Raw genomic sequence first — 10752 nt, 5'->3', positions numbered from 1 at the left:
GACCTGTCTTAGAACTCTTCCCAGCTCTGGGATGCGCTGGTGCCGTTCGCGACCCGGCGGGCAGGTTGGGCTGAATGCGTCTTTGCTGCCGGGGCGTGGCTCGGCCGGGCCATGGTGCGGGCGACCTGGCGCAGCGTTTCGGCTGGCTGCATCGCCGCCCGCTGGTCGAGCTTGAACTGGTTGACCAGTTCCTTGAGGTGCTGCGCTTCGCTGGCGAGCGTTGCCGAAGCTGCGGTGGATTCCTCGACCATGGCCGCATTCTGCTGCGTGGTCTGGTCCATGGAGTTGACGGCGTGGTTGACCTCGGAAAGGCCGGTGGCCTGTTCCTTGGCGGAGACGGCGATGGCATCCATATGGACATTCATCTCGGAAATATAGCTGCCGATGGTGCGCAGCGCGTCGCTGGCCTTGCGAACGAGATCGACACCGCCTGCCACTTCCGTCGACGAGTTCTGGATCAAGGCCTTGATTTCCTTGGCGGCATTGGCCGAACGCTGGGCGAGTTCACGCACTTCCTGAGCAACGACTGCAAAGCCCTTGCCGGCTTCACCGGCGCGCGCCGCTTCAACGCCGGCATTCAACGCCAGCAGGTTGGTCTGGAAGGCGATCTCGTCGATCACGCCGATGATGTTGGAGATCTGCTGCGAGCTCGTCTCGATCCGGCGCATCGCTTCTTCGGCATGGCTGACCACTTCCGAAGACTGGTTGGCCGCCGTATTGGCGCGCGAGGCAACGCCTCGGGCTTCTTCGGTCCGCTTGGTCGAGTTCGCCACGTTGGACGTGATTTCCTCAACGGCTGCTGCAGTTTCCTCGAGCGCTGCCGCCTGCTGCTCGGTGCGACGCGACAGGTCGTTGGCGCTGGTTGCGATTTCCTGCGAACCGTTCTCGATGTTGGAGATACTGCTGATGACGTTCGACAGAGTGGTGTTCAGCTGCTCGACAGAGAGATTGAAGTCGTTGCGCAGCGCTTCGAACTCGGGAGAGAAGGGCTCGGTGAGCTGGAAGGACAGATCGCCCGAGGCCAGACGCTTGAGGCCGGCGGCGAGCCCCGATGTCGCAGCTCGCAGGCGCTCTCCGGCCTCCTGTTCGGCCCGTTCCTGGGCCGCGATGCGATCGGCCTCGGCCTTCCGGCGGTTTTCCTCGGCCTCGCTTTCGAGACGCTTGTTGGCGATAGCCGCTTCGCGGAACACCTTGACGGTTTCGGCCATGCGGCCAATCTCGTCCTTGCCGAGTTCAAGATGGGGAACGTTGGTGTCACCGGCAGCCAGTCGCGAAAGGATGTCGGAGATCTTGCCGAGGGGACGCGACACGAGGCTGAAATTGAGAATGCCCATCAGCGTTGCGGCCAGAACCGCCGCAAGCGCCGCGATCAGGTTGATTGTTTCCATGCTCGTGAGTGCGGATGCCTGGGTCTCGGATGCAGCCGTGGCTCGGCTGTTGAGCGCTGCCTTGACCTCGCCGAGCTTGGCCGCGAACGTATCGAGCTTCTGCTTGCCTTCGCCTGTCAGTTCAAGAGCGCGGGCGAGTTCGACGGTCGAAGGATCGCGCATGGCGAGGAACTGACGGGCGATGACGCCCTTGCGCCATTCGTCGATGGCGCCGCGGGCTTCAGAGAATGTGGCACTCTGATCCGACAGGTTGTCGGCGAGCATCTTGGAAAGCGCATCGGCCTCGGTGTCGAAACGGGCCGCGGTTTCTTCATAGGCTTTCACGTAATCGCGGTCGCCGGTCAGAAGGAAGTTCTTGGCCGCAAGATTGGCGCCGGTCACGACATCGGCAAGTTCGCCGCTCTTGTCGACGATGCTGTTGACCAGAAGATTGTTGTCCACGGCTTGCTCGGCGTTGAGCGCCTGCAGGTAGACCAGCGAATTCGAGCCGATGGCGAGCAGTGCCAGAATGCCGAAGGCGGCGAAGCCCTTAACGCTGACGGAGATGTTCTTGAGCATGGATCTGTCCGAATGTTGGGTTGTTCACGCGAAACGGGGACTTTGACCCCATCCCGTCAGCTCAGGAAGAAGCGCGTCTGGCAAGCTCGGTGAGGTTAAGCTCGACGGTCGCCGCGCCGATCGGGGTCGCGCCACTCGGATCTGTCAGCGTGAAATTGACCTGCGCGCGCCAGATCTTTGCCTCGTCGTCCCATTCCGCCTCATCGATGAAGATCGCGTCTTTGCTCACCTGGAAGGTCTTCTGGAACTTGTCTTCGTCACCCTGCCAGAAATCCTTGGTAATCGAGCTCTGGCCTACATTGAGACCGTTCTGGTCCATGATGAAGATTTCGGCGTAAAGTCCGAGCGACCGGCCCTGGATGCGGTTGAGATAGACCGAGAGCGGATTGGACAAAGTCGCGGCGATCAGAGGCTTGTCGTCTGCCTCACGCTCTTCGACCCATTGTTTGTCCGCAGCATCGATTTCGGCCTGGGTCAGTTTCGATAGGCGCTTGTTCTGCGCATCGATCGCAACTGTCACAATGTCATTCTTCAGGAACCCCTGAATGTCCTTGATCACAGCCTCGGTTATCAGTGCCTTGACGTCCGGCTTCGGCGGTTCCGCCATGGCGGAAGTCATCATGAGCGTTGAAAATGCCAAGGCGGCGGAAAGCGAAAGAAGTGGTTTCATGAGCATCTCCTATTACAGCTCATGAACTCAGGACTTTCATAAAGATCGGTTAAAATGCCGGAATTTCGACGAGAAAAGCTGCATTTTTCGGCAATCTGGTGTGATTATATGCAGGCATTCCGCGCTTTCGCTTTACGGTGACGCCTTAAGCGTGTGCTTTCGCCTAAAGCTTGTACACATGACGTCGCCGCAAGGGTGCCTAGATTTGTTCCATGCTTTTTCTGTCGGTGAAAGAAGGCCTGTTTCTGGAAAACAGGCCTTCTTGACAGGATCAGCCGATGCGCTCCACCGCGATGGCAGTGGCTTCGCCGCCGCCGATGCAGATGCTGGCCATGCCGCGTGTGAACGACCGGGCTTTAAGCGCCGCCAACAGCGTCACGAGAATACGGGCGCCGGATGCTCCGATCGGATGGCCGAGCGCGCAGGCGCCGCCATTGACGTTGACCCGTTCATGATCGAGGCCCAGCACCTTCATCGTTGCCATGGTGACGACGGCAAAGGCTTCATTGATTTCGTAGAGGTCGAAATCGTCTCGGCCCAATCCGGTTTTGGCGTAGAGCTTTTCCATCGCGCCGATCGGGGCGGTGGGGAAGCGGCCGGGCTCTGCCGCATGGCTGGAATGACCGAGAATCCGGGCGAGGGGATTGAGGCCACGACGTTCGGCTTCGGAGGCGCGCATCAGGACCAAAGCCGCAGCGCCATCCGAGATCGAGGAGGAATTGGCGGCCGTGACCGTGCCGCCGGTGCGGAAGGCGGGCTTCAGAGTGGGAATCTTCTCCGGTCGGGCCTTACCCGGCTGCTCGTCGATATCGACAAGCCCGTTGCGGGTTTCGACGCCGACGATTTCGGAGGCAAACCGGCCTTCGGCGATGGCCGAGCGGGCGCGCTCCAGCGACGACAGCGCAAAGGCATCCTGGCTTTCGCGGCTGAAGCCCATTTCGGCGGCGCAATCTTCGGCGAAGGTTCCCATCAGGCGGCCGCGATCGTAAGCGTCTTCGAGCCCATCGAGGAACATGTGATCGATCACCTGGCCATGGCCCATCCGGTAGCCGGACCGGGCCTTGGGCAGCAGGTAGGGCGCGCCGGTCATCGATTCCATGCCACCGGCAACGGCGATTTCGACCGAGCCGGCGCGGATCATGTCATGGGCGAACATCACGGCCTTCATGCCGGAGCCGCACATCTTGTTGATGGTGGTGGCACCGGCGGCGAGTGGCAGACCAGCGGCGATCAGTGCCTGTCGGGCGGGCGCCTGGCCTTGTCCGGCGGGCAGAACGCAGCCCATCACCACTTCTTCTATCGTCTCGGGGGCAAGGCCGGCCCGGTTGACGGCGGCGCGAATGGCTGCCGCACCAAGGGTGGAGGCGGTGAGATCGGCAAAGGCGCCCTGCAGCCCACCCATGGGGGTGCGGACCGCCGAGACGATAACGATCGGATCGAGAGACTGGGTCATGGTTTTTCCTTACTTGGCCGCCATGCGCAGGGCGCCGTCGAGGCGGATCACCTCGCCATTGAGATAGGGATTGGAAAAGATGTGGCCGACAAGGGCTGCATATTCGTTTGGTCGTCCGAGCCGGGCCGGGAAGGGCACCGTCGCGCCGAGACTATCCTGAACGGCCTGCGGCATCGCCGCCATCATCGGCGTTTCGAAGATACCGGGTGCGATTGCCAGCACGCGAATGCCCGCGCGTGCCAGTTCGCGGGCGGCTGGCAGTGTCAGCGATGCGATGCCGCCCTTGGAGGCTGCGTAACCGGCCTGACCGATCTGGCCATCGAAAGCCGCAACGGAGGCCGTGTTGACGATCACACCGCGTTCACCGTTCTCATCCGCATCGTTGGCCTGCATCGCTTCGGCTGCAAGCCTGAGCATGTTGAAGCTACCGATGAGATTGATGTTGATGGTGCGGGCAAAATTCTGAAGATCATGGGCACCGGAGCGGCCAACAATCCGCTCCGAAGGTGCGATGCCGGCGCAATTGACGAGCCCGTGCACGGCTCCGAAGCTGGATTTCGCCGCCGATATTGCACCCGCCGCATCCTCCGGCGAGGTCACGTCGGTCCGGGCGAAGATGGCCCCTGCCGGCATCGTTTCCGGTGCCTTGAGATCGGCGATGGTAATCTGCGCGCCATGGTCGATCAGCCATTGGGCGGTGGCGGCGCCGAGGCCTGACCCGGCGCCGGTGACGATGATGCTTTTGCCTTGAATATTCATTGGAGCTCCGGATTAACGTCGAAAATTCTGGTTGAGACAGGCGTAGGTGGCGTCGATCAGCGTTTGGCCGCGCGGATTGACCAGGAAGCCAGGCCCCATTCGGTTCATTGTATAGGCCATTGACAGGTCGAGGTCAGGATCCCGGAAGCCGAACGAGCCGCCGGCGCCAACGTGCCCGAATGCTTGTGGTCCGATCCTGAAACTGTCGCCCCTTGGCGGTGTGCCGTCGTTGTCCATCGAAAGCATGAAGCCGGGACCAAAGCGGGTGGGTTGCAACAACATGCCATCGCAATGGGTCGCCGATGTCGCCTGCGAAAAACCGGTAATCTGTCGCTCGCCAAGGCCAAGCGAACCGTCCGGCCGCATGGCATCATAGAGCCCGGCGAGACCGCGTGCATTGGTGATGCCAGAGGCGGCACCGATTTCGGCTGCTCTGCCCGCCCTTGTATTGACGCCGGATGCCATCCAGTCGCCGTGATTGAAGAAGAACAGGTTTTGCAGGGAGCCGGTTTCGCGGACGGCGGTTCCGAAAGCGGTTGGCGCCCCACCCCTCATCGGTCGGAAATGTTCGATCGGGGCCACCCTTGGCTCGATCGCCTCGGGCAAGCCGATCCAGAAATCGATGCCGAGCGGGCCAGCGATTTCCTCGGCAAAGAACCGGCCGAGGCTGCGGCCGTCGATCCGCCGGACAAGTTCGGCTAGAATGTATCCGCCGGTGACCGGATGATAGGCGGTGCGGCTGCCGGGTGAAAAGAACGGCGTCTCTGCCGCGATGGCTGCGGCCATCAGATCATGATCGGTCAGGGCATGGGCCGGCAGCGGCGCCCGAATGGCAGGAACGCCCGCCGAATGGTCGAGCACCATCCGGATCGTGGTTGCTTCCTTGCCATGCACGCCATAATTCGGCCAGTGATCCGCGACCCGTCCATCGAGATCGAGCTTGCCGCGGGCATGGAGGAGATGGATGCAGAGCGCGGTGGCCGCCTTTGTCGCCGAAAAGATGATGCCGACCGTTTCCTCGGTCCATGGCCGGCCAGCATCCGCCCATCCTCCGTGAAGATCGACGATCGTCTGGCCGCGATGCCGGATATGGAGCGAGGCGCCACGCTCATTGCGGCACGCGAAATTGTCGGCAAACGTCTCGGCGATCGCTTCATAGCCGGGCGCCACCGTGCCGCTGACAACAAGCCTCGCTTCCTGTTCAGACGGCTGACCGTCGCCGGCTACCTCTATGGTCCGACGCCATTCTTGCGCGTTCTGTGTCAGGTTCGATCCTCCCTTTCGAGCCTTGCGGGTAAACCGGTTGGGTCCGCCCGCCTTCCCCAAGCAATGTAGCTGACTTGCCCTTTGTTAAAAGCGGGTTGCAAGAAGCGCGTCTCGCTGCTAAGTCATTTGCTTGAGGTGCTTGACTTGTTTTTAGCCAGCTGTTTGCATTTCGTCAATCGGCAAGGCGTGGAGGAGGAAAATTGATGACCGCAGCAACCGGAGCGAGGAAGCTTCCGACCGACGATGACGCAGCGCTCCTGCGTGAGGGGATCAGGCTCGCCAACATTCCCTCCCTGCTCAGCGTGCTCTATCAGATGACCGGGGAAAGTCGCTGGCTCGAGCCGCCCTATTGCCCGGCGCGTGGCAAGGGACTGGATGACAATGACGATGGCGGACTGCCCGAAAACATCCAGGACGAGGTTCGTTCGGCCGCCGAAGAGGCGATCCTCGCCTGGAAACAGGGCCGTCCGGTTGCGATTCCCGCGCCTGACTCGGCCCAGCTGGCGCGCATGCTCTCCGTTTCGATGGCGGAACCGGTGCCGGAGAATTACGGCGAGATCATCGCCGAAGATATGGGGCTGACGGCCCATCGCAAGACCCCGGAAGTTCCGATGCCGGCTGGTCTCAAGGTGCTCGTCATCGGCGCCGGCGTCTCCGGCATCTGCGCCGGCTGGAACCTCAAGCGTCTCGGGGTCGATTTCCGCATTCTCGAGAAGAATGACGATTTCGGCGGCACCTGGTACGAGAACCGCTATCCGGGCGCCGGGGTCGATACGCCGAACCACATCTACACCTTTTCATTCGCCAAGAATGACTGGTCGCGCTATTTCGCGCTGCAGGGCGAACTGCTCGATTATTTCCGCGGCGTTGCCGACCAGATCGGCCTGCGTCCGCATACGGAGTTCGGCGTGCGTGTCACGGCGGCGCGTTGGGATGCCGAGACAAGCCAGTGGGTTGTTTCGGTAACGGGCGCCGATGGAAAGGCGCGGGAAGAGCGGGCCGATATCCTTTTGTCCGCCGTCGGCATTCTCAACCTGCCGCAGATTCCCGAGATTGCCGGTGCCGAGACGTTCACGGGTGTCGCAACCCACACCGCCACCTGGCCCGAAGGGCTCGATGTGACGGGAAAGCGCGTGGCGCTGGTGGGCAATGGCGCTTCGGGCATGCAGGTGGCGCCGGCGATTGCCGCCAAGGTCAAGTCGCTCACCATCTTCGCCCGATCCAAGCAGTGGGCCGCACCGTTTCCGCAATTCGGCAAGGTGGTGCCGGATCCGGTCCGCTATCTGCTGCAGACCGTGCCGCTCTATCACGAATGGTATCGCATCCGGCAGTTCTGGACCTTCAACGATCGCATCCATGCGTCCTTGCAGAAGGATCCGGACTGGCCGGAGCCGAAGCTGTCGCTCAATGCGATCAACGATCGTCACCGCCAGCATTTCACCGACTATGTGAAGGCCGAGCTCGATGATCGTCAGGATCTGCTCGATCTCGTGCTGCCCAACTTCCCGCCCTATGGCAAACGTATCCTGCTCGACAATGGCTGGTACCGGACCCTGCGTCGGCCCAATGTGACGCTTGTGCCGCAACGGTTGGCGAAGATTGAAGGTTCGACGCTGATTGCCGGCGACGGCACCCGGGTCGACGCCGATGTGCTGGTCTATGCGACCGGGTTCAAGGCTGCGGAAATGCAGTCCTCCTACAGCATCACCGGCAAGGAAGGACAGCAGTTGCGCGATGTCTGGGAGGGCGACAATCCGCGCGCCTATATCGGCTCCACCGTTCCCGGCTTCCCGAACTTTTTCACCATTCTGGGGCCGAATGTCGGGCTCGGCCATGGCGGCAGCATGATCAAGGCCATCGAGTTGCAGACATCCTACATCTTCAGCGTGATTGCACGGATGGTGGAGGCCGGCGCGCGCACCGTCGAAGTGCGGGAGGAGACCTACGAGGACTATAATCGCCGGATCGACGAAGCGCATGGGAGGATGGTCTGGACCCATGAGGGGACGGAGAACTGGTACCGCAATTCGCGTGGGCGGGTTGTCGCGATCTCGCCCTGGCGGAACGACGACTTCTGGCGGATGACGCGCGACGCCGATCCGGCAGACTATATTTTTTCCAGCTGACAAGATACCGGCCGTCTCGACAGCGGTCGGCCTACACGCCAATGTTCAATGGGAGGATTGACATGTTTGACGCTATTGCGATGCCGGAAGGCACGCCTATTCACGACAGCCGCATTCCCGCACCGGACCGGCTGGTCACACGGCCGCTGCTCGACCGGCTGGCAAGCGAACAACCCGAGGCGGTGTTCGTGAAATTTGACGACAATGGCGAGGAATGGACCTACGGCGCCTTTCAGCATCTCGTCCGCCAGACGGCGGTCGGACTGCAGGCCCAGGGTGTCGCCATGGGCGACAATGTAATGGTCTGGATGCCGAACAATCGTGACCAGATCCGCATCTTCTTCGCGCTCAACTATATCGGCGCCGTCTATGTGCCGATGAACACTGCCTACCGGGGTGGTCTGCTCGAACATGTGGTGGCGCTTTCGGATGCGAAACTTGCGATCGTTCACGCAAGTCTGGCCGATCGGCTCCTCGACATTTCCACCGCAGCACTTGACCATGTCATCATCCAGGGTGGCGAGCCGATTGCTATCGGCAGCCTGAAGGTCAGCCGCTATGAGGACGTGCTGTTGCCGGCATCGGGTTCGGTGCAGGCGTCGCCGCGGGCCATCGAGCCCTGGGACCCGATGGCGATCGTCTTCACTTCCGGCACGACAGGCCCATCCAAGGCCGTGCTGATCTCCTATCTGCAGCTCTTCTCCAATGCCGGACCAGAGACCTGGACCTTCGTGGATTCCACCGATCGATACCTCATCAATGCGCCGATGTTCCATATCGGCGGCATGGGGCCGATGTATGTGATGATGGCGCGCGGCGCCTCCTTCGCACTGGTCGACCGGTTCGACACCAAGACCTTCTGGTCTTCGGTGCGCAAGAATGGCGTCACCGTCGCCTTCCTGCTCGGCGTCATGGCCACCTTCCTCGAAAAGCAGGATCCTTCGGAAGAAGACCGCGGCCACGGGCTAAAGAAGGCGATCGTGGTTCCGGTCACGCCGGAACTCGAACGCTTCCGGCAGCGCTTCGGCATCGATCTATACACGATCTTCAACATGACCGAGATTTCCTCGCCCTGCGTGTCGGAAAAGAACCCGACCAAGCGCGGCACCTGCGGTCGTGTACGCCCCGGCGTCGAGGTTCGCCTGGTCGATGCCAATGATTGCGAAGTGCCGGTGGGGCAGGTGGGTGAGATGATCATCCGCACGGATCGGCCCTGGGCGATGAATTCGGGCTACTACAAGAATCCCGAAGCCACCGCCAAGGCCTGGCGCAACGGCTGGTTCCATACCGGCGATGCGTTCCGGCGCGATGCGGATGGCGATTTCTTCTTCGTCGACCGGACCAAGGATTCCATTCGTCGCCGTGGCGAGAACATTTCCTCGCTCGAACTCGAAGGGCTGATCCTGCGTCATCCGGCCATTCTGGAAGCGGCCATCATCGGCGTCCCTTCCGAGGTCACCGAGGATGACGTGATGCTGTGCCTTGCACCCAAGGCAGGGCAGACGATCGATCTTATCGAACTGACCGAGTTCATGCGCCACGAACTGCCCTATTTCATGGTCCCGCGCTATGTCCGCGTCATGAGCGAATTGCCCAAGACACCGAGCGCCAAGATCATGAAGGAGGAGTTGCGCCGCGAGGGCGTGACCGCCGACACCTGGGATCGCGAAAAGGCCGGCATTCGCATCACGGCGGAACGCTTCGCCTCCTGACAGGATCTACAAAGGGGCACCGGATCCACCCGGTGCCCTTTTGCAATGACGGCATGAGAGCGCTTACGTCGCGGATGGCGATTTGCACAGGGTCGCGAATTTGCTATCCAACCCGGCAGGCGCAGGAAAAGGCAAGGCAATGAATGGAATTTCCGAGGATGATGGCACGCGCGAGCGACTGAAGGCGACCGCGATACGGCTGTTTGCCCAGCACGGCATCGATGGTGTTTCGATCCGCAGCATCCTGACCGGCGCCGGCGTCAAGAATTCGGCCGGAATCCATTATTACTTCCGGACAAAGGACGATCTGATCCGCGAACTGGTTGTCGATGCCTTACGTCGCACCCGTCGGGCACGCCATGCGGCGCTCGATGCGCTGGAAATGCGCAAGACAGGAATCGGCGTGCGCGACATCGTCGATGTCATCGTTCGCGTCGAGACGACCGGTACCGGCGATGCCGAGCAGATTGCCGAGCCGCCCATCGGCTTCGGCCATATGCGCTTCATTTCCGCCATGCAGCTCAATCATCGCGACAAGTTCATGGCTGCAGTGGGTGATGAGGGCGATCCGAGCTTCCAGCGCTGCATCGACCACATCGTGCGCGCGCTTCCGGCCCTGCCGCGCGCGGTGCTCAACCAGCGCATCGCCTTCTTCTATCAGTTTGCCCAGGCAAGCCTGTCGGCGCGCGAAGCAGCCTTCATCGCGTCCTCTTCGGGCGGTCGCCTCTGGGGCCAGGCCGATGCACTCGACAACCTCATCGACAGCCTCACGGCGAGCCTGATTGGCCCTGCCGATTGAGGGTGCTCAAAGTTTGATCCC

At 61.6% G+C, this 10752-nt stretch carries 8 protein-coding genes; 3 read left to right on the top strand and 5 right to left on the bottom strand.

Annotation, left to right across the window (positions count from 1 at the left end; translation table 11 throughout):
• Positions 1 to 8: 8 nt before the first annotated feature.
• The 5 genes from Q4481_RS18490 to Q4481_RS18470 all read right to left on the bottom strand — a co-directional run bounded on the left by Q4481_RS18490 (position 9) and on the right by Q4481_RS18470 (position 6154).
• Positions 9 to 1946 carry a methyl-accepting chemotaxis protein gene (locus Q4481_RS18490; protein ID WP_304377883.1) on the bottom strand — a complete coding sequence of 646 codons (1938 nt, stop codon included), beginning with the start codon at positions 1944 to 1946 and terminating at the stop codon, positions 9 to 11.
• Between the two features lie 61 nt (positions 1947 to 2007).
• The gene (locus Q4481_RS18485; protein WP_304377882.1) at positions 2008 to 2616 is read right to left on the bottom strand and encodes a hypothetical protein; all 609 of its coding nucleotides are present in this window, start codon (positions 2614 to 2616) and stop codon (positions 2008 to 2010) included.
• Positions 2617 to 2887: 271 nt separating this feature from the next.
• Complete coding sequence (locus Q4481_RS18480) at positions 2888 to 4069, bottom strand: acetyl-CoA C-acyltransferase (RefSeq protein ID WP_304377881.1); 1182 nt, start codon at positions 4067 to 4069, stop codon at positions 2888 to 2890.
• Between the two features lie 9 nt (positions 4070 to 4078).
• Complete coding sequence (locus tag Q4481_RS18475; protein ID WP_304377880.1) at positions 4079 to 4828, bottom strand: SDR family NAD(P)-dependent oxidoreductase; 750 nt, start codon at positions 4826 to 4828, stop codon at positions 4079 to 4081.
• 12 nt (positions 4829 to 4840) lie between these two features.
• Positions 4841 to 6154, bottom strand: coding sequence for a serine hydrolase domain-containing protein (locus Q4481_RS18470; protein ID WP_304377879.1), 1314 nt, complete (start codon positions 6152 to 6154; stop codon positions 4841 to 4843).
• Positions 6155 to 6297: 143 nt separating this feature from the next.
• Between Q4481_RS18470 and Q4481_RS18465 the strand changes: the two genes are divergently transcribed.
• The 3 genes from Q4481_RS18465 (at position 6298) to Q4481_RS18455 (ending at position 10731) form a co-directional block, all read left to right on the top strand.
• A complete protein-coding gene (locus Q4481_RS18465) occupies positions 6298 to 8220 on the top strand; it encodes a flavin-containing monooxygenase (RefSeq protein WP_304377878.1) in 1923 nt (640 codons plus the stop codon).
• 62 nt (positions 8221 to 8282) lie between these two features.
• The gene (locus Q4481_RS18460) at positions 8283 to 9932 is read left to right on the top strand and encodes an AMP-binding protein (RefSeq protein ID WP_304377877.1); all 1650 of its coding nucleotides are present in this window, start codon (positions 8283 to 8285) and stop codon (positions 9930 to 9932) included.
• A 139-nt stretch (positions 9933 to 10071) separates the two neighbouring features.
• The gene (locus Q4481_RS18455; protein WP_304377876.1) at positions 10072 to 10731 is read left to right on the top strand and encodes a TetR/AcrR family transcriptional regulator; all 660 of its coding nucleotides are present in this window, start codon (positions 10072 to 10074) and stop codon (positions 10729 to 10731) included.
• Positions 10732 to 10752: the final 21 nt, after the last annotated feature.

Source organism: Fluviirhizobium alvei (genome assembly GCF_030551875.1).
GTDB classification, from domain to species: domain Bacteria; phylum Pseudomonadota; class Alphaproteobacteria; order Rhizobiales; family Rhizobiaceae; genus Rhizobium_E; species Rhizobium_E alvei.
Note: the sequence above shows the minus strand (reverse complement) of the source record. Positions and strands in the feature narration are given on the sequence as shown.

Coding starts and splice junctions, on each gene's coding strand:
- Q4481_RS18490 (WP_304377883.1), bottom strand. CDS start 1,946: ATGCTCAAGAACATCTCCGTCAGCGTTAAGGGCTTCGCCGCCTTCGGC.
- Q4481_RS18485 (WP_304377882.1), bottom strand. CDS start 2,616: ATGAAACCACTTCTTTCGCTTTCCGCCGCCTTGGCATTTTCAACGCTC.
- Q4481_RS18480 (WP_304377881.1), bottom strand. CDS start 4,069: ATGACCCAGTCTCTCGATCCGATCGTTATCGTCTCGGCGGTCCGCACC.
- Q4481_RS18475 (WP_304377880.1), bottom strand. CDS start 4,828: ATGAATATTCAAGGCAAAAGCATCATCGTCACCGGCGCCGGGTCAGGC.
- Q4481_RS18465 (WP_304377878.1), top strand. CDS start 6,298: ATGACCGCAGCAACCGGAGCGAGGAAGCTTCCGACCGACGATGACGCA.
- Q4481_RS18460 (WP_304377877.1), top strand. CDS start 8,283: ATGTTTGACGCTATTGCGATGCCGGAAGGCACGCCTATTCACGACAGC.
- Q4481_RS18455 (WP_304377876.1), top strand. CDS start 10,072: ATGAATGGAATTTCCGAGGATGATGGCACGCGCGAGCGACTGAAGGCG.